The following is a 24,529-nucleotide window of genomic DNA, read 5'->3' on the forward strand; positions in this document are numbered from 1 at the left end:
CGGGCGGCTTATACCGGGGGCCGAGGGGGCCCGGCAAGGCCGGTTTTCCTCTCCTTTCAAGGACTTTTCCGAGAGAGCTGGAGGCATTGATGAAATCCCGCTACCAGATGTTCGCCGCCTACAATGCCTGGTGCAATGAGCGGCTCTACGATGCCATCGCCAAGGTGCCGGACGCCGAATACCGCGCCGATCGCGGCGCCTTCTTCAAATCGCTGCACGGCACGCTGAATCACCTCCTGGTCGCCGACCGTATCTGGATGCGGCGCTTTACCGGCGTCGGCGAGGTCCCACCGGGCCTCAACGCCATCCTGTTCGACCGTTTCGAGGATTTACGGGCCGCTCGCCGCTCGCAAGACGTTCTTATCAATCGCTACATAGACGGCCTCGATCAGGCCAGGCTCGACGGGACGTTGCGCTACAAGACGGTTGTCAATCCGCAGGTCATCGAGCAGCCGCTGGCGCCCGCGCTGGACCATTTCTTCAATCACCAGACGCATCACCGCGGCCAGGCGCACGCCCTTCTCACCGCCATTCTCGGCAATGATGCGACGCCGAGTTTCGACCTTCTGATCCTCCAGCGCGAAACCGGCATGGGCCTGAGCTCGATGAGCTGAGCTCCATCTCGTCATTCCGGACGCGGCAAGACGCGCCCGGAAGGACATCGGAATTGGGGATTGCGCGGCGCGGGCGTGTCGGCCACAAGGCGCGCATCATGCTGATTATCGACAATCTCACCGTCCGCATCGCCGGCCGTTCCCTGCTCGAGGATGCCAGCGCCCGGGTCACGCCCGGCGCGCGCGTCGGCCTGATCGGCCGCAATGGCACCGGCAAATCGACGCTGTTCAATGTCATCACCGGCCAACTGGGCGCGGAAACCGGTTCCGTCAGCCTGCCGCCGCGCTGGCGCATCGGCCGCCTCGCCCAGGAAGCGCCGAACGGTCCCGAGAGCCTGCTCAAAGTCGTGCTGCAAGCGCCGAGCGAGCGCACCGACCTGCTGGCCGAAGCTGAAACCGCCACCGATCCGAACCGTATTGCCGAGATTCAGTCGCGCCTTGCCGACATCGGCGCCCATGCCGCCCCGGCCCGGGCCGCCGCCATCCTGTCAGGGCTCGGCTTCTCGCCGTCGGACCAGCAACGCCCCTGCACCGAATTTTCCGGCGGCTGGCGCATGCGCGTCGCCCTCGCCGCGACCTTGTTCGCCGAACCCGACCTGCTGTTGCTCGACGAGCCCACCAACTATCTCGATCTCGAAGGCACGCTGTGGCTGCAGGATCATCTGGCGAAATATCCGCACACCATGATCGTGGTCAGCCATGACCGCGACCTCCTGGACAATTCGGTCAACCAGATCCTCGCCCTCGAAGCCAAGAAGCTCACGCTCTACAAAGGCGGCTATTCCGACTTCGAGCGCCTGCGCAGCGAACGCCTCGCGCTCGACCAGAAGATGATCAAGAAGCAGGAGGCCCAGCGTGCGCATCTGCAGGCCTTCGTCGATCGCTTCCGCGCCAAGGCCACCAAGGCGCGGCAGGCGCAGTCGCGCATCAAGATGCTGGCCAAGATGCAGCCCATCGTGTCGATGACGACGGACGATGTGCGGCCGATCAACATTCCCGCACCGGACAAGCTGCTATCGCCGCCGATCATCGCCACCGACGGCGTCGCGGTCGGCTACGAGCCCGGCCATCCGGTGCTCAGCGGCGTATCGCTGCGCATCGACAATGATGACCGCATCGCGCTGCTGGGCTCCAACGGCAACGGCAAATCGACTTTGGTGAAGCTGCTTGCCGGCCGCCTCAAACCCGAGCGCGGCACTGTCACGCGCGCCGCGCCTTTGAAGGTCGGCTACTTCGCGCAGCATCAGGTCGACGAGCTCGACCTCAACGACAGCCCCTACGATCATGTCCGCCGCCTGATGCCCGATCAGCCGGAAGCCAGAATACGCGCCCGCGTCGGCGCCATCGGCTTTTCCGGTGACGCCGGCAACACCAAGGTCGAGAAACTGTCGGGCGGCGAGAAAGCCCGATTGATGCTGGGCCTGTCGACCTTCGAGGCGCCGCATCTCATCATCCTCGACGAGCCGACCAACCATCTCGACATCGACAGCCGCGGCGCGCTGATCGAAGCAATCAACGATTTCCCCGGCGCCGTGATCCTGGTGTCGCACGACCGTTATTTGCTGGAAGCCTGCGTCGACCGGCTGTGGCTGGTGGCGGGCGGCAAGGTCAAACCCTTCGACGGCGATATCGAGGACTACCACCGCTTCATCCTGTCGGAAGGCAAGCCGTCGAGCGTCGCGAAAGCCGCGCCGCGCGTCGATCCGGCCGAAGCGCGCCGCGCCGCCGCCGAAAAACGCGCCGAGACGGCACCGCTACGCAAGCAGATTCAAAAAGCGGAAGCCGACATAGCGCAGCTCAACAAGCAACTCGCCAAGCTCGACAACACGCTGGGCGACGGCGAGCTGTTCGTGAAGGACCCTGCACGCGCCGCCGATCTGTCGAAGACACGCGCGAACGTCGTCGCGGCGATCGCCAAGGCCGAAGAGGAATGGCTCGCCGCTTCCAGCGCACTGGAGCAGGCGTAAATTCCGGCGCCGGATTAGTTGATGCGGGTCGGCGCGCGCTTCGGCGCCGGTTTCTTCTTCGCCACCGGTTTCGGCTTCTGCGCTTGCGGCAACGCATCGACCACCTTCAGGCGGCCCGACGCAAAGGTGTACACGCCCGGCCACTGCCCAGCGGCGTAGGTCAGCACGGTCTTGCGCTCGTTGTTTTCGGCCGCGCTAATAGCGACGTTGCTTGGCGTGCCGGCGCGGCGCACCACCTGGCATTCCGACATCCCGAGCGCGACGCCGCCCAGGACCGGTGCGTCACCGCCCGCTGGCATCGGCGAACCGGCAAGATCGCCCGCCACCGAGCCGGCTTGCGGCGCGGCGGGGCTTGCCGGCGCTGGCGTCTCGGCCGCCGCAGCAGCACAGCTGCCGTCAGGATTGACGAGATCTTCCGGAGGCACCGGCCCGCTGGGCCCGAGCGACAAATTCTTGGCCGTCCCCATCGAGCCTGAGCCGTCCTCGCGCGAGAACAGGCCGCTCACCGGCTTAGAAAACCAGCCGGCGTCAGAGCGCAGCGTATCGCTCATGCTGTTCACACTGCCGCAGCCACCAAGGGCAAGCGCCACAAGCGCAGTGCCGGCCATCGCCAGTTTCGATTTCACGTCGCGTCGCACCAAGACAAACATCCCCGGATCAATTCATCATCAGCAATCTATCGTATTGTCCCTTAAGACCTATTTTGCGTCATCACAATGGCAGCGGCAACTCGGCCAGTGGCCGAGCCGCTGCTCAAATCAAGGGGAACCGGACGGCGGTTCTCAGGCTTTCTTGACCCAGCGGCCCTGCTCGTCGGGCTGCCAATAGGTCGCCTCGAAGCCCTTGCCCTTGGCCTCGGTCCAGAAGCCCCGCGCTTGCGCCACCGCGTCATCGTCGTTGCCGTCGAACACCAGCACGATGCGCTGATAGGCCTCGGCGTCAGCCGGCAGCGCTGCGCCATCGATCAGGAAACGCACGGTCGCGGCATTCGGATTGGTGTCGTTGACCGTGAGCAGCACCGGTTGCTGTGCCGCTTCCGCCTCGCGCCAGGTGCCGTGCGGCAGGAAGCCGTCGTCGCGATAGGTCCATAGATGGGCGTCGAGCGCCTCGATGCGCTCTTCGCTGGAGCCTTGCACCGCGACGCGCCAGCCGCGCTCCAGCGATTTCTCGATGAGCGGCGTCAGCACGCCTTCGAGCTTCTGGCCCTGCAGATGGTAGAAGAGAATTTCGGTCATGACTTCCGCATCATACGCAGGCCCGCCGGTGCCGTCTCGAACTGACTAAATTTAGACACGTTTTGATTGTCTCATCGGAAACTGCAACGGGAGGATAACATGGACCGAAAAGGCAAATGCCATGCGTTCCTTCCGAAGTCTCGGCATCGCGGTCGCGATGCTCGTCCCGCTGTCGGCGATTGACACGCCGGCTTACGCAATCACCACCGAACAATGGCGCAATGTCTGCTTCGACTCGCTGGGCCTGCGCAGCGCGACGTCGCAAGTCGACGTCGGCAAAGCCGGCTTCAGAATGGACGATGGCGTCGCGCCGGCCGCCCGTGCCAAGCCGCCGCCGCCCACATGGGACGCCACGCTCAGGAGCACCATCGCGTTCATCAAGGCCTATCCGGACTCGGGCGGCAACTACTTGCTGATCGTTCAATGCGTCGGCACCGCCGAGCGATACGGCACAACGTTTCCCAAGTGCAATTCGACGCAGACGCCGATCACGGCGGCAACGCCGAAGACGCTCAGCGAATACACGGATGATGAACTCATCGACTGGGTGAACGCCAACATTCCATGATGCCGGACGGCCGCTGAATGCCGAGCGACCCGCGTGGCGGATTTTGAACGCGCAAGAGAGCCAGGCGCCCTCACCGCTCGTAGAAATCCGCCACCAGCCGGTCGAGCAGCCGGACGCCCCAGCCCGAAGCCCAGCTTTTGTTGATGTCGTTCTGGCGCGAATCCATGCCGGTGCCGGCAATGTCGAGATGCGCCCACGGCGTCTTGTCGACAAAGCGCTGCAGGAACTGCGCCGCAGTGCTTGAGCCGCCGGCGCGCGAGCCGCCGGTGTTCTTCATGTCGGCGAACTTTGAATCGATCATCTTGTCGAACGCCGCCGACAGCGGCATGCGCCACACCGGCTCGCCCGTCGCCTCGCCGCTCGCCGTCAGGCGCTCGCTGAGTTCGTCGCTGTTGGAGAACAGGCCGGCAAATTCATGACCGAGGGCCACAATGATGGCGCCGGTCAAGGTCGCCAGATTGACCATGAACTGCGGTTTGTATTTTTCCTTTGTGTACCAGAGCACGTCCGCGAGAACGAGGCGGCCTTCGGCGTCGGTGTTGATGATCTCGATGGTCTGGCCCGACATCGAGGTCACGATGTCGCCGGGCCGCTGCGCATTGCCGTCCGGCATGTTCTCGACGAGACCGATAACGCCAACGGCATTGACCTTGGCTTTACGCCCTGCAAGCGCCTGCATCAGGCCGACGACGCAGGCCGCGCCCGCCATGTCGCCCTTCATATCTTCCATGCCGGCCGCCGGCTTGATCGAAATGCCGCCGGTGTCGAAGCACACGCCCTTGCCGATGAAGGCAACGGGCGCCTCGCCCTTCTTGCCGCCGTTCCAGCGCATCACAACGACGCGACTCTCGCGCGTCGAGCCCTGGCCGACGCCGAGCAGCGCGCCCATGCCGAGCTTCTTCAGCGCCGCCATATTGAGAATCTCGACTGTGCAGCCGGCTTTTTTCAATGCCAGCGTGCGGCGAGCGAACTCTTCCGGGAAGAGCACATTTGGGGGCTCGTTGACGAGATCGCGCGCCGTGAGCACGCCGCCGGCAAGGGCCTCGCGCGCGACAAAGGCCTTGCGTGCCGCCGCGACGTCGCCGGTTGCAATGACGACGTTACGCTGGCCGACCGGCTTGTCGTCGGCTTTGCGTTTGGTCTTGTAGCGGTCGAAGGCGTAGGCGCGCAGCAGCATGCCCAGCGCCAGATCGGCAGCCTGCTCGGCACTCATGCCGGCATTTTTGCCGCCATCCTTGCCCTTGCCCGCCGCCGGCAGGTCGGCGACGACCGTGGCATCGCCCGCCTTCGGCAGTTTGCCCATCGCCGCACCGCCCAGCTTGACGATGTCCTCTGACTTCAGCTCGGCCACCTTGCCGGCGCCGAGCACGAACAGACGGTCGACCTTGAGCCCGTCGGGCATGATCAGTTGGAGCGCGGAGCCGCTTTTACCGCTGAATTGCTCGGCCTTGGCCGCGCGGGTCACCAGCGCCGCCGCCGCCCCGAGGGCCTCGGTCGCACGCGCGCCGAACTTCAACCCCTCATCGCAGAAAACGACCAATGTGCCGCCCGGCTTGGCTGCGAAAACGGGACTAAACGAGATCCGGGGAGCATCGGCCATGGCGGGGTCCTTGGGTCAGGCAGGAAATAGCGACGACCTGACCCATATGCGCCGCACCGGGGGCTCTGCAAAGCCCCCGAACCGCCAAATGGAGCCTTTTCACCAGCCACAAACCAGCTCTGAGCCGAACTGCCCAAGGGCGCCGTTACAGCTTGCCAGAATCGCTTCCCGCAGGCTTGGTTTGGGCCCAGTATCCGCCCCCGCCATTAACCAATTGTTGGGCATGTTCAATGGCTTTGCCTTGCCTGAGCCATTTTGTACGTCGAACAACGTTAACCAACAGGATCGGGTTAAGATTGCTGCGTCACGGTGCCGGACGGGGGTCCGGCGCGGGGGCGTTTTAGGGGACCTGGGACAAGACAGCGCGCATGGGCTCCATCAGCCGCTATATCTTCCGCACCACCTTCGGTGCCTTTGCGCTCGTGCTCATCAGTCTCACGGCGGTGATCTGGGTGACCCAGGCGCTGCGCGACATCGACATCATGACCAGCCAGGGCCAGACCATTCTGGTCTTCGTCGGCATCACCGGTCTCATTATTCCCCTGCTCGTTCTGGTGATCGCGCCGATCGCGCTGCTGATCGCGGTCGCGCACAACCTCAACAAGCTATCGACCGATTCCGAGATCATCGTCATGAACGCGGCCGGCATGTCGCCGTGGTTCCTGTTCCGCGCCTTCATGTCAGTAACGCTTGTTGTCTCCATCCTGGTGATGGCGATCAGCGCCTATTTCGCGCCCAAGGGCCTGCGCATGCTGCGCGACTGGCTGACCGAAGTGCGCGCCAATGTCGTCAGCACCATCGTCCAGCCAGGTCGCTTCACGCCGATCGAAGCCAATGTCACCATCCATATCCGCGAGCGGCGACAGAACGGTCAGCTCGTCGGCATTTTCCTCGACGACCGCCGCAATCCGAACGAGCGCATGACGGTGATCGCCGAACGCGGCGAACTCGTGGATAACGACAACGGCACGTTCCTCGTTCTGCAAGATGGCATCGTGCAGCGCCAGGAGACCCGCAAGCCGGAGCCCGCAATGGTCGTGTTCGACCGTTACGCGTTCGATCTGTCGCAGTTCTCCGGCGGCCCGCAAGCGGTCACATACTCGATCCGCGAGCGCTATCTCTGGCAGCTTCTGTTCCCGGATCCCAAAGACAAATACTATGTCGAGCAGCCGGGCCAGTTCCGCGCCGAATTGCATGACAGGCTGGTGGCGCCCCTTTATCCCATCGCCTTCGTCATCATTGCCTTCGCCTATCTCGGGCCGCCGCGGACCACGCGCCAAAGCCGCAACATGTCGATGCTGGGCGCCATTGGCGGCGTCGCCTTGCTGAGGCTCATCGGCTTTGCCTCAACCGTGCTCGGCGCCAACGCGCCGTTCATGCTGGTCCTGCAATACATCGCCCTCGCCTTCGCCATCGGCGGCGGGCTTTTCGTCATTCATCGCGGCCTGATCATCGAGCCGCCGGCCTTTCTCAACCGCTGGATCGAAACGGCAACGGCACGTATCCTGCGCCTCACGCAACGCGTGGCCGCGTCATGAACGTCGTCGGCGGCACATTGGCGCGCTATTTCGGCATGCGCTTCCTGAACACCGTGCTCCTGGTGTTCGCGGGCATTTTTCTTCTGGTGGCTTTGCTCGATTACATCGAGTTGATGCGCCGGGCCTCCGACATCCCGAATGTTTCGGGAATCATGGTGGCCAAGACGTCCCTGTACCGCGTGCCGCAGGTCACCGAGCGCATCCTGCCGTTCTGCATCCTGATCGGCGCCATGTCCTGCTATCTCAACCTGTCGCGCCGGCTCGAACTGGTGGTGGCGCGCTCGGCCGGCATGTCGGCCTGGCAATTCGTCGCGCCGGCGCTGATCGTCGCCTTCCTGCTCGGCGTCTTCGCCACGACCGTCTACAACCCGGTGTCCGCCATCCTCCAGGAGCGCTCCAAGCGCTTCGAGGCCGAATTGTTCGGCCAGAACGCGATGGGCGCCCAAAGCGGCGGCCCGTTCTGGCTCAGCCAGAAGACCAGCGATGGCACGGCGATCATCAATGCCGCGTCAAGCCGCGACCAAGGCGTGTCGCTGTTCGGCGTCACCGTGTTCAGCTTCGACAATGAGGGACATTTCCGCCAGCGTATCGAGGCCCGATCCGCAGTGCTGGAACCGGGGGTGTGGCACCTGTCCAATGCCCGCGTCTATGAGTTGCAGAAGCTGCCTCTCGACCTGGCCGAGTTCCGGTTCCAGACCAGCCTCACCCCCGAGCAGGTTCGCGAAAGTTTTGCAACCCCAGAGACAGTACCTTTTTGGGAATTGCCACTGTATATCCGCATTGCCGAGCACGCTGGACTTGGCGCGGCAGGCTATAGATTGCAGTTCCAGAAGCTTCTTGCCCGGCCCTTCTTTCTGGCCGCCATGGTATTCCTTGCCGCGGCTGTAAGTTTACGGTTCTTCCGTTTCGGTGGCGTGCAGAAGATGGTTTTGAGTGGCGTCACCGCGGGCTTTCTGCTTTATATCCTCCAGAAGGTAACCGAGGACCTGAGCAAGGCCGACCTGATGCACCCAGTGGCAGCGGCCTGGCTGCCTGTGCTCGTTGGCGGCCTGACCGGGTTTATGGCGTTGTTGTATCAGGAGGACGGTTGATGGCGGTGCGCCCCAGCACTCGTCCGTCAGTGTCAGACCGCCGCTCCCGCGGCGTATGTCGCGTTTGGACAGCCCTGTTTCTGGCCGCCTGCGGTCTCGGCGCTCTCAGCGTCGGCTTGCCTGCGCCTGCTCACGCCCAAACGACTCTCGACTTCCCGCCGCCGCCGCCGGCGCGCGCCAAGTCGGCCGCTGCCATCGAGCGCGACAAGTCCGGCCAGAAGCAGATGCTCGTTCAGGCCAACGAGATCAAATACGACTACGCCAACAATCGCGTTTCGGCCGTCGGCAACGTGCAGCTCTACTACGGCGGCGCGACCATCGAGGCTGACAAGGTTACTTACGACCAGAAGACCAAGCGGCTGCGCGCTGAGGGAAATGTCCGCCTCACCGAGGAAGACGGCAAGATCACGCATGGCCAGGTGATGGATCTGGCCGATGATTACCGCGACGGCTTCGTCGATTCCTTGCGCGTGGAGACGCCGGACCGCACCCGCATGGCCGCCGCGCAGGCCGAGCGCTCTGGCGGCAACTACACGGTGTTTCACAACGGCGTCTACACCGCCTGCGAACCCTGTAAGGACAACCCGCAGAAGCCGCCGCTCTGGCAGGTGAAGGCTGCGCGCATCGTCCACGATCAGGGCGAGAAGATGATCTATTTCGAGGACGCGAAGCTGGAGTTCTTCGGCCAGCCCCTCATGTATTTGCCGTACTTCTCGGCGCCCGATCCGACCGTGAAGCGCAAGACCGGCTTCCTGATGCCGACCGTCTCGACGAGCTCGAAATACGGCACCGCGGTCGAGATCCCCTACTATTGGGCGCTGGCGCCCGATTACGACGCGACCGTCGCGCCGATGATCACCACCAAGCAGGGTGTGCTGCTGCAGGGCGAATTCCGCCAGCGGCTGATCAACGGCGCCTATTCGATCCGCGCCGCCGGCATCCATCAGGCCGATCCGAACTATTTCAAGCGCAGCGACGGCTCCTCCACGCCGGGCTTCCGCGACAATCGCGGCAGCGTGGAATCGAGCGGCCGCTTCGCGATCAACGACAAGTGGGCCTGGGGCTGGGACGCGCTGTTGGTGTCCGACCGCACGTTCCTGCAAGACTACAATCCGCGCCTGTCGCAGTACCGCGCCACCGATCCGCTGCAGACCGGCATGGCCGAAGGCAAGTCACAGCTCTACCTGACCGGTCGCGGTAGCCGCAGCTATTTCGACGCCCGCAGCATGTACTATCTCGGCTTCTCGGAGTCGGACGTGCAGGGCCAAATCCCGGTCGTCCATCCGGTGGTCGACTACGACTACACCGTCGATCGTCCGATCATCGGCGGCGAACTCGGCTTCAAGTTCAATCTCACCAGCCTGTCCCGCAGCCAGGCCAATTTCGACGCCATCACGAAAACAGCGCTCACCGCCGGCTCGAACGGCGGCAGCATTTGCAACACGGCCGATCCCGCCGCCAAGACTTCGGCCAACTGTCTGTTGCGCGGCGCGCCCGGCACCTTCAGCCGCTTCACCGCGGAGACACATTGGAAGCGCAGCATCACCGACGGCCTGGGCCAAGTGTTCACGCCCTTCGCCTCGGTGCGCGCCGACGCCGGTTCGATGAACGTCTCCAACGACCCGAACATCGGCAACTTCGTCAGCCCCGGTCAAACCGACCTCGTCCGCTTCATGCCGACCGTTGGTTTGGAATACCGCTTCCCCTTCATCAATGTCAGTTCCTGGGGCACGCAGACGGTCGAACCGATCGCGCAGATCATTGTGCGGCCGAACGAAACGCAGGTCGGCAAGTGGATCAACGAAGACGGCCAGAGCCTGATCTTCGACGACACCAACCTGTTCAAGGTCGACAAGTTCTCGGGTTATGATCGCGCCGAAGGCGGCAGCCGCGCCAATTACGGCATCCAGTACACCGCGCAGTTCGACAAAGGCGGCTTCGTCAACGCCCTGTTCGGCCAGTCGTACAGCCTGTTCGGTCAGAACTCCTTCGCCGTCACCGACAGCAGCAATACCGGCCTCAACAGCGGCCTCGATACCCGATCCTCGGATTACGTCGCCCGCCTCGCCTACCAGCCGAACAGCATCTTCACCTTCACCTCGCGCTTCCGCTTCGATCAGGCCAATTTCGGCATGCAGCGGATGGAGCTTGAGGCTTCCGCCAGCTTCGACCGCTGGAGCGGTTCGGTGCTCTATGGCGACTACGCGGCACAGCCGCTCATCGGCTTCCTCGACCGCCGCCAGGGCATCCTGGGATCCGGCCAGTACAAGCTGGACGCCAACTGGGTGATCCTCGGCCAGGCGCTCTACGACATCAACGACAAGAAGTTCGCCCAGACGCGGCTCGGCCTCGGCTATATCGACGATTGCCTCATCTTGGCCGTGAATTACATTACTAATTACACCTACAGCGGCAACGTCTCGAACAACCACACCGTGATGCTGCAGCTGAGCCTGCGCACGCTGGGCGGTACCTCGGTCAGCCAGGGTGTGGGCGGTCAATAACGCCTTGCCGCTTGTGGCGGCGGTAACAGGGCCGCTACGGCGGCCGCAGAACGGGCGGCCACGGCCCTTGTTGACGTGGACCCTTGAAGCCCTGGATTCTTGAAGACTCGGACTCTTGAAGACCTGGACCTCTGGAATACCTGAACACTTGTAGGCGCGGATATGATGGAACGGACGATGTCGGGGCAGCGGCGGAAACCTCAACCGAACCGAGTCTGGATCGCAGGCGCCCTGGTGGCGGCGGCTTTCGCCGTGCTCGTCGCCCCCGCTCCGGCGCGTGCGCAAGTCGTGGTCATCGCCAACGGCTCGCCCATCACCGAGCTCGATATCTCTCAGCGCAGCAAGCTCATCGCCACCTCGACACGCAAGACACCGACGCGCCAGGAGGTCATCAATGAGCTGATCGATGATCGCCTCAAGATCGCCAAGGCGAAATATTACGGGCTCGATGTCGGCGACAAGGAAGTCGACAACGCCTTCGAGAACATGGCGCAGCGTCAGCGTATGACGCCGGCGCAGTTCGGCCAGATGCTGGAGCGCAGCGGCATTTCGCCGGCCGCCCTCAAGGCGCGCCTGAAAGCTCAGATCGTCTGGACCCAGATGGTGCGTGGCCGCTTCGGCTCCAGCCTGCAGGTCGGCGACGCCGACGTCGCCAACGCCATGCGCGCCGCGAACACGCCGGAAAACGTCACCGGCTATGTCTACACGCTCTATCCCATTACCGTGATCATTCCCAATGGCTCCGCGCCCGGCATCGCCGATGCCAAACGGCGGGAGGCCGAGAACCTGCGCAGCCGCTTCAACAGTTGCGACTCAGGAATCCGGCTGGCGCGCGGCCTGCGCGACGTTGCCGTGCGTGAGCCGGTGACACGCAGCTCTTCCGACCTGCCCGATCAGCTTCGCGATGTGCTGGCGCGGCTCGAGATCGGCCGGCTGAGCACGCCGGAAGCGACCCCACAGGGCTGGCAGATGTTCGCGTTGTGCGGAAAGAGAGAAAACCAGACCGACTCGCCGGCCAAGAAAGAGATACGCGAGAAGCTCTTCAACGAGCGCTACGAAGCGGAATCCAAGAAATTCCTGGAAGACATTCGCAAGTCGGCGATGATCGAATACAAATGACACCCGCGTCCGGCCTTCCCCTCGCACTGACTTTGGGCGAGCCGGCCGGCATCGGCCCCGAACTCACGCTCGATGTCTGGCGCCGCCGCACCGCGCTGCATGTGCCGGCGTTCTACGTCGTCGGCGATCCTGATTTTTTTCGCGACCGCGCCCGCATGCTGGGCCTCGATGTGCCGGTGAAGAGCGTCGCGGCTGCGGAAGCCTGCGCCACCTTCGATCGCGCCCTTCCGGTGGTGCCGCTCGACATTCAGGTGACGGCACAGCCGGGCGTGCCCGATGGCTCCAGCGCCCCCGCCGCAATTGCGTCGATCCGCCGCGCCGTCGCCGATGTGCTCGCGGGCCGCGCCGGTGCCGTAGTGACCAATCCGATCGCCAAGAACGTGCTCTATCGCTCCGGCTTCGCCGAGCCGGGCCACACCGAATTCCTCGCCAAGCTCGCGGAAGAAGCGACCGGCCGCAAGACGCAGCCGGTGATGCTGCTGTGGTCGCCCGAACTCGCTGTGGTCCCGGTGACCATCCATCTGCCGTTGAAGGACGTGGTCGGCCGCCTGAGCAAGGCGCTGATTATCGAGACCGGCCGCATCGTCGCGCGCGATCTAGCCAACCGCTTCGGCATCGCACGGCCCCGGCTGGCGATTGCCGGCTTGAACCCGCATGCCGGCGAGAATGGCGCGCTCGGCGAAGAGGACCGCGACATCGTCGCGCCCGCCGTCGCCGCGCTGCGCAGCGAAGGCATTGATGCGGTCGGACCGCTGCCCGCCGACACGCTGTTTCATGCACGTGCCCGCGCGGGTTACGACGTCGCTTTGTGCATGTATCACGACCAGGCGCTGATCCCGATCAAGACGCTCGCCTTCGATCACGGCGTCAACGTCACCTTGGGTTTGCCGTTCGTGCGCACCTCGCCCGATCACGGCACGGCCTTCGATATCGCCGGCACCGGCAAGGCCGATGCCTCAAGCCTTGTTGCAGCGCTCATCCTCGCCGCGCGGCTGTCGGCACACGCGCCGACGTTGGCGACGGCCCAATAGGCACATACTCCATGGGCTCGATCGACGATCTGCCCCCGCTGCGCGACGTCATCCGCAAACACGAATTGCGGCCCAAGAAATCGCTCGGCCAGAACTTCCTGCACGATCTCAATCTCACGGCCCGCATCGCGCGCGCCGCCGAGCCCCTGGAGTCCGTCACCGTCATCGAGGTCGGCCCCGGACCGGGCGGGCTGACACGTGCGCTCTTGTCGCTCGGCGCCCGCCGCGTCGTCGCTATCGAGCGCGACGAGCGCGCCATCGGCGCGTTGCAGGAAATATCGGACCACTATCCGGGCCGGCTCGAAATCGTATCCGGTGACGCGCTGGAGGCCGACTACAACGCGCTGATCGGCCCCGAGCGCTGCCGCATCGTCGCCAACCTGCCCTACAATGTCGGTACCGCTCTGCTGATCCAGTGGCTCACCGCCGAACCCTGGCCGCCGTTTTACGACCGCATGGTGCTGATGTTTCAGCGCGAGGTTGCCGAACGCATTGTTGCCCGTGTCGGTGACGATGCCTATGGCAGGCTTGCCGTGCTCGCCGGTTGGCGTACCGACGCGAAGATATTGTTCGATGTGGCGCCATCGGCCTTCGTGCCGCCGCCCTCGATCACCTCATCGGTGGTGCGGCTCGAGCCGCGCGACACCCCAATTCCCTGCGATGCGAACGCCCTGCAGCGCGTTACCGAGGCCGCCTTTGGTCAGCGACGCAAGATGCTGCGGCAGAGCCTTAAATCGCTCGCCGTCGACACCGCCGCCCTGCTCGGCGCTGCCGGCATCGAGCCGACCGCGCGCGCCGAAGAGATCGACGTGCCGGGATTCGTGGCGCTGGCGCAGGAATATGTGAAGCTGAAGAACCAGTAGCTCGCAAGCCAATGGGGCTACGGCGTCAGCCCTTTCAGTTCCGTCAGCAGCTTGTCGACGAACACATTCAGGTTCGGCATCTTCACGCGCTTGAGCCGTTCCGCGATCAGGATGGCGCGCAGCCGCGCAAAGCTCTTGTCGAGATCGCGGTTGACCAGAATGTAATCGTACTCGTTCCAGTGCTGGAATTCTTCCGCGGCATTGCGCAGCCGTTGCGCGATCACGGCATCGCTGTCCTCGGCGCGGCGCACCAGGCGCGACTTCAGCTCCTGCGCCGACGGCGGCAGCACGAATACGGTCACCACATCGTCGCGCATCTTGTCGAGCAGTTGCCGCGTGCCCTGCCAGTCGATGTCGAACAGCACGTCGCGGCCTTCCGCTAGCGCCTTCTCCACCGGCTCGCGCGGCGTGCCGTAGAAATTGCCGTGAACCTCGGCCCATTCGAGCAGTTCGCCGGAGTCGCGCATCACCTCGAACTGGCGTTTGGTCTTGAAGAAGTAGTGAATGCCTTCGATCTCGCTCGGCCGCTTCGCCCGCGTCGTCGCCGACACCGACAAAGCCAGCTTGCCGGGATAATCGATATTTTCCTGCTCCAGCAGGGTGCGGGTCAGCGTGGTCTTGCCGGCGCCGGAGGGCGACGACAGCACCAGCATGATGCCGCGGCGTGTGATGTCGGGTTCGTCGTTCATTCCAGGTTCTGCACCTGTTCGCGGAACTGCTCGACCACGGTTTTCAGTTCAAGCCCGATATTGGCAAGCTCGACGTCATTGGCCTTGGCGGTCAGCGTATTCGATTCGCGGTTGAGCTCCTGCGCCAGAAAATCGAGGCGGCGCCCGATCGGCCCGCCCTCGGCAATCAATTTGCGTACCTGGGTGCCGTGGGAGGCAAGCCGGTCCAGCTCTTCGCGGATGTCGGCCTTGCTCGCCATCAGGATTGCCTCCTGATAGAGGCGGTCGCTGTCGAACCGCTGCGAGGCCTCGATCAGGTTCGCGATCTGCTCGGCGAGCCTGGCCTTGATCGCTTCCGGCTTGCGGCCGGGCGCTGCCTCGGCGCGTGCGGCGAGCGATCCGATTTCGTCGAGCCGCGCCGTCAGGATCTTGCCGAGCGCATCGCCTTCGGCCCGGCGCATCGCGACCAGATCGGCGAGCGTCTTGTTGAAGCCGGCAATCACCGCCTGCTCGGCCGCCTGGCGAGCCTCCGGCGTGTCGTCATCTTCAGTCACCTCGATCACGCCCTTGAGCGCGAGAATGCCGTCGAGCGTCGGCCGCCCCGCGCCGACAATGCGGTTATCGATTTCATCAAGCGTGGCGATGATCGCCGCCAGCACCGGCTCGTTGATTTTTACCTTCGGCGCCGTGCCTTTGCGCTCGACCGAAAGATTGCCGTAGACCGTGCCGCGGGCGAGCGCATCGTTCGCCGCCTTGCGGGCTGCGACGTCGACGGCGTCCCAGCCCGGCGGCACGCGCAGGCGCACGTCGAGCCCCTTGGCATTGACGGACTTGATCTCCCAATTCCAGACATAGGCGCCGGCGACGCCCTGCCCACGGGCAAATCCGGTCATGCTCGACAAGGCCATAGATAAAAACTCGCGCTGCTGTTCAACGGTGAAGACCGGCGGACCTTATAGCGTTTTCAAGCGAGGTGGATACCGATCCGCGTGAAGAAACGCGCCGACATAAAGCATCCGGTCGGGGCGTGGAAACGCCGCTTCGGCAGAAAGCATAGAAGAAGGAAACCGCTCCGTTACCGCCGCAGGCCGGCTTTCGGCTTCGGATCGACCGCCGGCGCCGGTGCTTCGGCCGGCGCGGCGGCAGGCGCTGCCGGGGCGGCGCCGTTGCCGCGCTCGATGGCCCGCAATTTGACAACCGCCTTCTGGTGCTCGGCGTAACTGTCCGAGAAGGTGTGGCCGCCGGTGCCGTCGGCGACGAAGAACAATTCCTTGGTACGCGCCGGATTGGCGGTGGCCTCGAGCGAAGCGCGGCCCGGATTGGCGATCGGCCCCGGCGGCAGCCCTTCGATCGTATAGGTGTTGTACGGCGTGTGCTGCTCGATTTCGCTCTTCATGATCGGCCGGCCGAGCGCGCCTTTGCCGCCGGTCAGGCCGTAGATGATGGTCGGATCGGATTGCAGCTTCATCTTCGCCTTGAGACGGTTGACGAAGACGGCGGCGACGCGCGTGCGCTCGTCGTCGCGACCCGTTTCCTTCTCGACGATCGAAGCCAATGTGACGAGCTGCTCCGGCGTCTGGATTTGCGCCGGCAGGTCGGGCGAGCGACGCGCCCACACTTCCTGCAGCACGCGCTTCTGCGATTGCTGCATGCGCTGCAGGATCAGTTCGCGCGACATGCCGCGCGTAAACTTGTAGGTCTCGGGCAGCAACGTGCCCTCGCGCGGAATTTCCTTGATCTGCCCCGACAGTGCATCGGTCTCAAGCAGGCGCTGCACGATCTGCTCGGAGGTCAGCCCCTCAGCGACGGTGAAGGTGTGCTGCACCACCTTGCCTTCGCTCAAGGTCTCGACGACATCCGACAGGCTGGCCTGCTTGGCGAACTTGTATTCGCCGTGCTTCAGCGTCAGCCCGCGCGCCTTCAGCACGGCAACGCCGCCCATAAACACGTAAGGCTGATCGATCACGCCTTCTCGCTTCAGAAGATCGGAGATATCGCTGACGCCGTAGCCCTGAGGAATGTTGACGATCTTGTCTTCGCCGAGCGGACCCGGCGCATCGAATCTCTGCTTGCCGACATACAGCGCGCCGCCGCCCGCGAGGGCGACGAGAACGAGTAGCGTGAAGATGGCATTGCCGAACACCACCATCGGGTGGCGGACGCGGGCCGAATGACGCCGCGGCGCCGGCACCATTTCGGGCTCAAGCGCCGCGCGTGGGCTGCGCGGCAATTTGTTGGATGACGGCGGCGGCACCGGGCTTGCGGCCGCACGCGCGACAGAACCGGGGCGCGTACCCGGCTGTCGGTCGTGATCTGGTGGAAGGTTCGCCAAACGTCCGCTCTCGCTTTCCTAGCCCGACAGGCTTTATCCGATGTCCGATTCGCGCATTTGACCGATCATGCCTGACTTCGGAGCGGCGCTGGCCCTGGGCAAGGGACCGCAGCTCGAAAACGAAAGCAGATTGCGCAGGTTAGAAAGAATTGTGGCGAAAGCGCGAGGCCGCACCGCCTTGTCTGCAATACCGGCGCGCATGGCCCTCTTTACCACCACACCCGGTCGAAGTTCCCCTCCGCGTGCCCTCGCCACGTCCGCGCAAGGTTAGCGCAGCCATGGCCCGGAACGCTAGCCGTTATAGCGGCTGAAGATCAGCGACGCATTGGTGCCGCCGAAACCGAACGAGTTGGACAGCGCTACATCTACGTCGCGTTTGCGGGCTTTGTGCGGCACGAGATCGATCGGTGTCTCGACCGATGGATTGTCGAGGTTGATGGTCGGCGGCACGATCCCGTCGCGGATCGAGAGGACGGAGAAGATCGCCTCGACTGCGCCGGCCGCACCAAGCAGATGGCCGATGCACGACTTGGTCGACGACATCGAGACATGCGCGGCATCGTTGCCGATCAGCCGTTGCACGGCGCCAAGCTCGATCTCGTCGCCGAGCGGCGTCGATGTGCCGTGGGCGTTGATGTAGTCGATGTCGCCCGGCGACAACCCGGCCCGCTTGAGCGCCATCTTCATGCAGCGATAGGCGCCATCGCCATCCGGAGACGGCGCGGTGATGTGATAGGCGTCGCCGGACAGGCCGTAGCCGACGAGTTCGCCGTAAATTCTGGCGCCGCGCGCCTTGGCATGTTCGAGTTCTTCCAGCACGACAGCGCCGGCGCCCTCACCCATGACGAAGCCGTCACGCGCCTTGTCGTAGGGACGCGACGCGCGCGTCGGTTCTTCGTTGAACGCGGTCGAGAGCGCGCGCAGCGCCGAGAAGCCGGCGAGCGACATCCTGTTCACAGGCGATTCAGCGCCGCCCGCCACCATGACGTCGGCGTCGCCGAGCGCGATCATGCGGCCGGCATCGCCGATCGCATGTGCGCCGGTCGAGCACGCGGTGACCACCGCCGAGTTCGGGCCCTTCAGGCCATGCTCAATCGAGACGAAACCGGACGCCAGATTGATGATGCGGCCGGGAATGAAGAACGGCGAAACGCGGCGCGGGCCCTTCTCGTGCAGGATCACCGCCATATCGGCGACGCCTTCGATGCCGCCGATGCCGGAGCCGATCAGGACGCCGGTCGCGACCTTCTCGTCCTCAGTCTCAGGATGCCAGCCGGCGTCGTTGAGCGCCTGGGTCGCTGCGCACATCGCATAGACGATGAACGGATCGACCTTGCGCTGCTCCTTCGGCTCCATCCACTGATCGGGATTGTAGGTGCCGTTGGTGCCGTCGCCGCGCGGAATGATGCAGGCGATCTTGGCCGGCAGATCGGACACCTCGAAGGTATCGACCTTCTTGGCGCCGCTCTCGCCCTTGATCAGGCGTGACCATGTCGGCTCGACGCCGCAACCCAGCGGCGTCAGCATTCCCAATCCGGTGACGACAACCCGTCTCATATCCGGCTCCGTGCTATTACGATGACGCACGCAGCCGCGACGGCTCGGCCATCGGCCAGCGCGCCGCGCTGCGAACACACTTCACCGGGAAATCCGGAGATCGGTCGCCCGCACACATCCAGGCCCGCACGCCGGTAGCCGGCAAGGCGGGGCCCGGAAATCCGATGCGTGGCAGCGTCAGCTCGCCTCGCAGCGTTCAGCTCTTGGCGTTCTTTTCGAGGAATTTGACGGCGTCGCCGACGGTGAGAATCGTCTCGGCGGCATCGTCGGGGATTTCGCAGCCGAACTCTTCCTCGAAGGCCATCACGAGCTCGACAGTGTCGAGACTGTCGGCACCAAGATCATCGATAAAGCTTGCCCCTTCGGTCACCTTGTCGGGCTCAACGCCCAGGTGCTCCACGACGATCTTCTTCACCCGCTCGGCAACGTCACTCATCGGTCCAACCTCGTGCTTCATTAGAATTGGCTGTGCCCCGGTCGGTTCACAGCCATCGCGCTTCGGCCTCGTCGTGGTGACAGTGGCGTCTACGGCGTCGGATCGCGGGTCAGTTCGGCACCGCTATTTTGGTGCATCGAGACTTCCCGCCATCGGCCGCCCCAGCCGGGCCGAAATTCGGTTACCACACTTCAAATGCGTTGACTAGCAGCCCCAGTCTATTCGTTAGAGGGCTGAAAAGCCACGCTAAATCACATCTTGTCGCTACGCGCTCGGTATTGCTTTGCACACCGCCGCCGCCCTCCGGCAACGGTGTGCGGACGCCCTAGAACATCGCCATGCCGCCATTCACATGAATGGTCTGTCCGGTCACGTAGGCCGCCTCGTCGGAGGCCAAATAGACTGCCGCCGCGGCCACGTCCAGCGGCGTGCCGAGTTTCCCCGCAGGAACCTTGGACAGGATCGTCTCGCGCTGCTTGTCGTTGAGCTTGTCGGTCATGGCCGAGGTGATGATGCCCGGCGCAATGCAGTTGGCGGTGACGTTGCGCTTGGCATATTCGGCGGCGACCGACTTCATCATGCCGACCATGCCGGCCTTCGACGCCGTGTAATTCCCCTGCCCCGGATTACCGGTGAAGCCGACCACCGACGAGATGCCGATGATGCGGCCGTAGCGCCGGCGCATCATCCGCGAGACCGCCGCGCGCGTCAGGCGGAACGTCGCCGTGAGATTGACGGCGATGACCTTGTCCCAGTCCTCGTCCTTGAGCTGAACGAACAGGTTGTCCTTGTTGACGCCGGCATTGGCGACGAGGATGTCGAGCTTCTCCATCTTCTCTTCCGCCGCCGGCACCAGCGCCTCGACCTGCTCCATGTTGGACAGATCGCAGGGCAATACATGAACGCGACTGCCGAGTTCGCCGGCCAGCTTGTCCAGCGCGTCCTGGCGCGTGCCGGAAATGGCGACGGTGGCGCCCTGCGCATGCATCGACCGCGCAATGGCCTCGCCGATGGCGCCGGTCGCGCCGGTGACCAGCGCGGTTTTTCCGTTGAGACTAAACATCAGCCATTTCTCCCGGCTTTAAAGGCGGTGACGTCGTCGGGCGTGCCGATCGAGGTCGTGGTCGCACCGTCGGCGATGCGCTTGTTGAGGCCGGCCAGCACCTTGCCGGCGCCGACTTCGTAAAACTGCGTCACGCCCTGCGCCGCCATATAGGCAACGCATTCGCGCCAGCGCACGGTGCCCGTCACCTGCGCGACCAACGACTTGACGATGTCGGCGGGTTCGCTCAGCGGGCCCGCGGTGACATTGGCGACCACCGGCACGGCGGGCTTGTTGACCTGAACCTTGGACAAGGCCTCGGCCATCACGTCGGCGGCCGGCTGCATCAGGGCGCAATGGAACGGCGCGGATACCTGCAGCAGCATGGCGCGCTTGGCTCCCTTGCCCTTGGCAATCTCGACGGCGCGTTCGACTGCCGCCTTGTCGCCGGACACGACCACCTGCCCGCCGCCATTGTCGTTGGCCGCCTGACATACCTGGCCCTGCGCGGCTTCGGCGGCCACCGCTGCCGCGGCATCGAAATCGAGACCGATCAGCGCCGCCATGGCGCCGGCGCCTGCCGGCACCGCCTTCTGCATGGCCTGACCGCGGGTGCGCAACAGACGCGCCGCATCCGACACCGAAAAGGTACCGGCCGCGGCCAGCGCCGAATATTCGCCGAGCGAATGGCCGGCGACGAATTGGGCGTCGCGCTGGAGGTCGAGCCCGGCCTCCGCCTGCAGCACGCGGAAGGCCGCCAGCGACACCGCCATCAAGGCCGGTTGCGCATTCTCGGTCAGGGTCAGCGTCTCGATCGGGCCCTCGAAGATCAGCGTCGACAGTTTCTCCGACAGCGCTGCGTCGACCTCATCGAACACCGCTTTGGCGACCGGAAAGGCATCGGCCAGCGCCTTGCCCATGCCAACCGTCTGGCTGCCCTGACCGGGAAATACGAATGCGACCGTCATGGTCTTCTGCTTACCCTGCGCTGTGTCTGGATACCGTCGCCTGTACCCGGAACCCAGCCCCGGGGCGAAACCGGGGCCGAAAAACACGGGTCCTCGCGCGATGTCAACCTGAGTTATCCGAAGCTCCCCCGGGCGCGGGCCCGAAGGCAGTAACCAGTCTAAAAGACTCTGCCGCTAGGATTTTTCGCTCAACCACACTGTATCCTTGGGCGCGGCGACATCGTAGCCCCGCGCGGCGGAACCGTTCATGGCCGACCTGAACACCGAGGAGGACATTGAGCGCGCTCGCACCGACCCCGGTTTCCGCCAGGAATTGCTGGCCCGAAACCTGGAAAGGCTGCTGGCGGCACTCAATACGGCGCGCAAGAACGGCGACGAACGCGATCCCGTATGCGCCCGCCAGATCCGCGAGGGCGTCGATCTGGCGGTGAAGCTCGCCGGCCGGCTGCAAAAAGGCCCGACTGCGGCGTAAACCTCGGCCGATCAGCCCCGCCAATCCTTGCCTTTTGCGCCAGAATCCCTATAACCCCGCGATCTTCCGTCGCTCCCGGTTGGGGACTGAACGGACGGCCGTTTTTCGACTGATAATTCAGCCGCTTACGGTAGGGCCCTCAAAAGCCCGGCGTCCCGTGTTTCCGCCTTCAGAGCAAATCGAGCCTTTCCCGAAGGGCTCGAAGGGCTAGGCGCCGAGACGACGGAAATGGGCAAACCAAGGGAAAGGCATTCCATGCCATTGTACGAACACGTCTATCTGGCGCGGCCCGATCTGAGCCCGCAGCAGGTGGAAGAGCTGACCGTCAAGCTGACCGGTGTCATCACCGAAGGCGGCGGCAAGGTCACCAAGTCCGAATACTGGGGCCTCAAGTCGCTCTCCTACCGCATGAACAAGAACCGCAAGGCGCACATGACGTTGCTCAACGTCGAAGCCCCCGCGGCGGCGCTGACCGAAGTCGAGCGCCAGGAGCGCATCAACGAAGACGTCATGCGCTATCTCACCATTCGCGTTGAAGAGCTCGAGGAAGGTCCCTCGGCGATGATGCGCAAGTCGGACCGCGATGATCGCGGTGACCGTGGCGATCGGGGTGACCGCGGCGACCGCGGCTTCGGTGGTGGCCGTGGTGGCGACCGTGAGCGTCGTCCGCGTCGCGACGACGATGCCGATACCGGCGGGGAGGAATAAGTCATGGCTTTCGGTTCTTCGCAGGGTGGCGGCCAGCGCCGTCCGTTCTTCCGTCGTCGCAAGACCTGCCCGTTCTCGGGCGCCAATGCGCCGAAGATCGACTTCAAGGACGTGAAGCTGCTGCAGCGTTACGTCTCCGAGCGCGGCAAGATCGTGCCGTCCCGCATCACTGCGGTGTCGGCCAAGAAGCAGCGTGAACTCGCCCAGGCGATCAAGCGCTCGCGCTTCCTCGGTCTGCTGCCTTACGTCATTCGGTAACCGCCTCGCCCTGAGGAGCGCACCGCAAGGTGCGCGTCTCGAAGGGCGAAGCGACATCCCTCATCCTTCGAGACGCGGGCTTGCGCCCGCTCCTCAGGATGAGGCTCAAGAAACGAGGCGCGCGGGACTGAGCCCGGGCGCCGATGGTTGGGGCGGACGGTTCTGCTGAAGAACACGATCCGCCTCTAACCGCTCCTGGAGCGGGACAGCTGGTGATGATGCAATTTGGCCTCATAGGTTTGGGTTCGGGCGCGGCGGCGGCATTGCTGTTCGCATCGCTGACCTCGGGCTCGCCGCTTTCGGTGCCCCTCGCCTATCTGGCGCCCCTTCCCATCATGATCGCAGCGCTGGGCTGGAGCCACTGGGCGGCGCTGATCGGTGCCGTCACCGGCGGCCTCGCCATCTGGCTGCTGTTCGGCAGTCTTTTCTTCGTTGCCTTTTTCGCCGGCATCGGCCTGCCCGGCTGGTGGCTCGGCTATCTGGCCATGCTGGCGCGGCCGGTTGGAAGCAACGGCACCGCTTCGCTCGAATGGTATCCACCCGGCCGTCTGGTGGCCTGGGCAGCGGGCCTTGCCAGCGCTCTCATCGTTCTCACCGTGCTGATGATGGGCGGCGACGCCGATGCATTCCGTGAAGCCATGCGCGTGGCGGTGCATGAGGTGTTCCGTATCGCCGCCAGCGAAGCTGGCTCGTCAGGACCGGCCGCATTGCGCAATCCCGAACGCTTCGTCGACCTGCTGGTCGTCGTCATTCCGCCGGCCACCGCGGTGATGGCGACGCTGACCAACACCGTCAATCTCTGGCTGGCCGGCCGCATCGTAAAATTCTCCGGCCGCCTGACACGGCCATGGCCGGCGATTTCCGAGATGACGCTTCCGCCGTTGACCGCCGCGGCGCTCGCCGTCGCGGTCGCCGTCACCTTCATCGACGGCATGGTCGGCATTGTCGCCGGCATCGTCATGGCGAGCCTGCTGATTGTCTACGGCGTGCTCGGCTTTGCCGTCATTCACTCGGTCACGCGCGGCATGTCGGCGCGCGGCTTCGTGCTCGCCGGCGTCTATGCGGCGGTGCTGATTTTCGGCTGGCCGATCCTGGTGCTGTGCCTCGTCGGACTTGCCGAACAGATTTTCAACTTCCGGGCCCGCGCCGCGCTGCGGCGTGGTCCCCCGGCGTCGACCTGAATTTTTAACTTCATCAAACGATCAAACGAGGAGTAACGACAATGGAAGTGATCCTGCTGGAGCGTATCGGCAAGCTCGGCAAAATGGGCGACGTCGTCCGCGTCAAGGACGGCTATGCCCGCAACTTTCTCCTGCCGCGCAACAAGGCGCTGCGCGCCAACGCCGATAACAAGGCGCGCTTTGAAAGCATGAGGGCCGATCTCGAGAAGGAAAGCCTCGAGCGCAAGGGCGAGGCCGGCAAGGTCGCGGCCAAGGTCGACGGCAAGTCCTTCACCGTGATCCGCCAGTCCTCGGAAACCGGCCAGCTCTACGGTTCGGTGACCACTCGCGACATCGCCTCGCTGATCTCGAGCGATGGCGTGACCATCTCGCGCACCCAGATCGAACTGAACGCGCCGATCAAGACGCTCGGCCAGTTCAAGGTGCCGCTGGCGCTGCACCCGGACATCGACGTGTCGGTGACCGTGATCATCGCCCGCAGCGAAGCCGAAGCCGAGCGCATCGCGCGCGGTGAAGACGTGACCGTCCGCGCCTCGGTTGCCGAGGACGCCGAAGCGGAAGCTCAGGCCGCCCGCGAGCGCGCCGAAGCGCTGTTCGACGCCGAGGAAGAGGAAGTCGAGGCCGAGGCCGCCGAAGCGACCGAAGAGCCCGCGGCCGAAGCCAAGCCGGCCAAAGGCAAAAAGAAGAAGAGCGAAGAGGCCTGATCGCCCGACGCTTGAAAAGAAAAACACCGCCCGGCACATCCGGGCGGTGTTTTTGTTTGCGGAGATATCGAAG

The 24,529-nt window shown here is 64.3% G+C and carries 24 protein-coding genes; 14 read left to right on the forward strand and 10 right to left on the reverse strand.

The window, feature by feature from the left end; genetic code table 11:
• The first annotated feature begins 89 nt into the window (after nt 1-89).
• Both DXH78_RS14470 and DXH78_RS14475 read left to right on the forward strand, forming a co-directional pair.
• Nucleotides 90-614, forward strand: a complete 525-nt coding sequence (locus DXH78_RS14470) for a DinB family protein (protein ID WP_115517954.1) — start codon at nt 90-92, stop codon at nt 612-614.
• A 98-nt stretch (nt 615-712) separates the two neighbouring features.
• Nucleotides 713-2,581 (forward strand): ABC-F family ATP-binding cassette domain-containing protein, encoded by a 1,869-nt coding sequence (locus DXH78_RS14475; protein WP_115518491.1) that lies wholly within the window; start codon nt 713-715, stop codon nt 2,579-2,581.
• A gap of 14 nt (nt 2,582-2,595) precedes the next feature.
• Here the strand turns inward: DXH78_RS14475 and DXH78_RS14480 are convergent, their stop codons facing one another.
• Nucleotides 2,596-3,222, reverse strand: coding sequence for a hypothetical protein (locus DXH78_RS14480; protein ID WP_147292652.1), 627 nt, complete (start codon nt 3,220-3,222; stop codon nt 2,596-2,598).
• Between the two features lie 141 nt (nt 3,223-3,363).
• A complete protein-coding gene (locus DXH78_RS14485) occupies nt 3,364-3,816 on the reverse strand; it encodes a DNA polymerase III subunit chi (protein ID WP_115517956.1) in 453 nt (150 codons plus the stop codon).
• A gap of 121 nt (nt 3,817-3,937) precedes the next feature.
• On the opposite strand from DXH78_RS14485, the gene DXH78_RS14490 reads away from it, so the two are divergent.
• Entirely contained in the window at nt 3,938-4,384 is a 447-nt protein-coding gene (locus DXH78_RS14490) for a hypothetical protein (RefSeq protein WP_115517957.1), read from the forward strand.
• 70 nt (nt 4,385-4,454) lie between these two features.
• On the opposite strand, the gene DXH78_RS14495 is transcribed toward DXH78_RS14490, so the two are convergent.
• Nucleotides 4,455-5,984 (reverse strand): leucyl aminopeptidase, encoded by a 1,530-nt coding sequence (locus tag DXH78_RS14495; protein WP_115517958.1) that lies wholly within the window; start codon nt 5,982-5,984, stop codon nt 4,455-4,457.
• A gap of 368 nt (nt 5,985-6,352) precedes the next feature.
• Between DXH78_RS14495 and lptF the strand changes: the two genes are divergently transcribed.
• The 6 genes from lptF to rsmA all read left to right on the forward strand — a co-directional run bounded on the left by lptF (nt 6,353) and on the right by rsmA (nt 14,130).
• Nucleotides 6,353-7,522 (forward strand): LPS export ABC transporter permease LptF, encoded by a 1,170-nt coding sequence (gene lptF, locus DXH78_RS14500; protein ID WP_115517959.1) that lies wholly within the window; start codon nt 6,353-6,355, stop codon nt 7,520-7,522.
• Nucleotides 7,519-8,613 (forward strand): LPS export ABC transporter permease LptG, encoded by a 1,095-nt coding sequence (lptG, locus tag DXH78_RS14505; RefSeq protein ID WP_115517960.1) that lies wholly within the window; start codon nt 7,519-7,521, stop codon nt 8,611-8,613. The genes lptF and lptG overlap by 4 nt, the downstream gene beginning before the upstream one ends.
• Nucleotides 8,613-11,117, forward strand: coding sequence for an LPS-assembly protein LptD (locus tag DXH78_RS14510; RefSeq protein ID WP_115517961.1), 2,505 nt, complete (start codon nt 8,613-8,615; stop codon nt 11,115-11,117). The genes lptG and DXH78_RS14510 overlap by 1 nt, the downstream gene beginning before the upstream one ends.
• Before the next feature lie 177 nt (nt 11,118-11,294).
• Nucleotides 11,295-12,236, forward strand: coding sequence for a peptidylprolyl isomerase (locus DXH78_RS14515; RefSeq protein ID WP_210209588.1), 942 nt, complete (start codon nt 11,295-11,297; stop codon nt 12,234-12,236).
• A complete protein-coding gene (pdxA, locus tag DXH78_RS14520) occupies nt 12,233-13,267 on the forward strand; it encodes a 4-hydroxythreonine-4-phosphate dehydrogenase PdxA (RefSeq protein ID WP_115517963.1) in 1,035 nt (344 codons plus the stop codon). The genes DXH78_RS14515 and pdxA overlap by 4 nt, the downstream gene beginning before the upstream one ends.
• 11 nt (nt 13,268-13,278) lie before the next feature.
• The gene (gene rsmA, locus DXH78_RS14525; protein ID WP_115517964.1) at nt 13,279-14,130 is read left to right on the forward strand and encodes a 16S rRNA (adenine(1518)-N(6)/adenine(1519)-N(6))-dimethyltransferase RsmA; all 852 of its coding nucleotides are present in this window, start codon (nt 13,279-13,281) and stop codon (nt 14,128-14,130) included.
• A gap of 17 nt (nt 14,131-14,147) precedes the next feature.
• Here the strand turns inward: rsmA and gmk are convergent, their stop codons facing one another.
• The 7 genes from gmk to fabD all read right to left on the reverse strand — a co-directional run bounded on the left by gmk (nt 14,148) and on the right by fabD (nt 21,133).
• Nucleotides 14,148-14,819 (reverse strand): guanylate kinase, encoded by a 672-nt coding sequence (gene gmk, locus DXH78_RS14530; protein ID WP_245416881.1) that lies wholly within the window; start codon nt 14,817-14,819, stop codon nt 14,148-14,150.
• The gene (locus DXH78_RS14535) at nt 14,816-15,706 is read right to left on the reverse strand and encodes a YicC/YloC family endoribonuclease (RefSeq protein WP_115517965.1); all 891 of its coding nucleotides are present in this window, start codon (nt 15,704-15,706) and stop codon (nt 14,816-14,818) included. Before DXH78_RS14535 ends, gmk begins: the two co-directional genes overlap by 4 nt.
• Nucleotides 15,707-15,873: 167 nt before the next feature.
• Nucleotides 15,874-16,992: an endolytic transglycosylase MltG gene (gene mltG / locus DXH78_RS14540; protein ID WP_115517966.1), complete on the reverse strand. Its 1,119-nt coding sequence runs from the start codon at nt 16,990-16,992 to the stop codon at nt 15,874-15,876.
• Nucleotides 16,993-17,421: 429 nt separating this feature from the next.
• Nucleotides 17,422-18,687 carry a beta-ketoacyl-ACP synthase II gene (gene fabF, locus DXH78_RS14545; protein WP_115517967.1) on the reverse strand — a complete coding sequence of 422 codons (1,266 nt, stop codon included), beginning with the start codon at nt 18,685-18,687 and terminating at the stop codon, nt 17,422-17,424.
• A 196-nt stretch (nt 18,688-18,883) separates the two neighbouring features.
• Nucleotides 18,884-19,123, reverse strand: coding sequence for an acyl carrier protein (locus DXH78_RS14550; RefSeq protein ID WP_056911484.1), 240 nt, complete (start codon nt 19,121-19,123; stop codon nt 18,884-18,886).
• Between the two features lie 325 nt (nt 19,124-19,448).
• Nucleotides 19,449-20,186 (reverse strand): 3-oxoacyl-[acyl-carrier-protein] reductase, encoded by a 738-nt coding sequence (gene fabG / locus DXH78_RS14555; protein ID WP_115517968.1) that lies wholly within the window; start codon nt 20,184-20,186, stop codon nt 19,449-19,451.
• On the reverse strand, nt 20,186-21,133 hold the full coding sequence (fabD, locus tag DXH78_RS14560; protein WP_115517969.1) for an ACP S-malonyltransferase: 948 nt from the start codon (nt 21,131-21,133) through the stop codon (nt 20,186-20,188). The genes fabG and fabD overlap by 1 nt, the downstream gene beginning before the upstream one ends.
• A gap of 247 nt (nt 21,134-21,380) precedes the next feature.
• Here fabD and DXH78_RS14565 point away from each other — a divergent pair, with 247 nt between their 5' ends.
• The 5 genes from DXH78_RS14565 (at nt 21,381) to rplI (ending at nt 24,456) form a co-directional block, all read left to right on the forward strand.
• The gene (locus DXH78_RS14565; protein WP_115517970.1) at nt 21,381-21,605 is read left to right on the forward strand and encodes a hypothetical protein; all 225 of its coding nucleotides are present in this window, start codon (nt 21,381-21,383) and stop codon (nt 21,603-21,605) included.
• A gap of 255 nt (nt 21,606-21,860) precedes the next feature.
• The gene (gene rpsF, locus DXH78_RS14570) at nt 21,861-22,313 is read left to right on the forward strand and encodes a 30S ribosomal protein S6 (protein ID WP_115517971.1); all 453 of its coding nucleotides are present in this window, start codon (nt 21,861-21,863) and stop codon (nt 22,311-22,313) included.
• Nucleotides 22,314-22,316: 3 nt separating this feature from the next.
• Complete coding sequence (gene rpsR, locus DXH78_RS14575; protein WP_115517972.1) at nt 22,317-22,571, forward strand: 30S ribosomal protein S18; 255 nt, start codon at nt 22,317-22,319, stop codon at nt 22,569-22,571.
• 215 nt (nt 22,572-22,786) lie between these two features.
• Nucleotides 22,787-23,752: a DUF2232 domain-containing protein gene (locus DXH78_RS14580; protein WP_168192842.1), complete on the forward strand. Its 966-nt coding sequence runs from the start codon at nt 22,787-22,789 to the stop codon at nt 23,750-23,752.
• 41 nt (nt 23,753-23,793) lie between these two features.
• Nucleotides 23,794-24,456 carry a 50S ribosomal protein L9 gene (gene rplI, locus DXH78_RS14585; protein WP_115517974.1) on the forward strand — a complete coding sequence of 221 codons (663 nt, stop codon included), beginning with the start codon at nt 23,794-23,796 and terminating at the stop codon, nt 24,454-24,456.
• The last annotated feature ends 73 nt before the right edge of the window (nt 24,457-24,529 follow it).

Source organism: Undibacter mobilis (assembly GCF_003367195.1).
In the GTDB taxonomy this organism is placed as follows: Bacteria; Pseudomonadota; Alphaproteobacteria; order Rhizobiales; family Xanthobacteraceae; genus Pseudolabrys; species Pseudolabrys mobilis.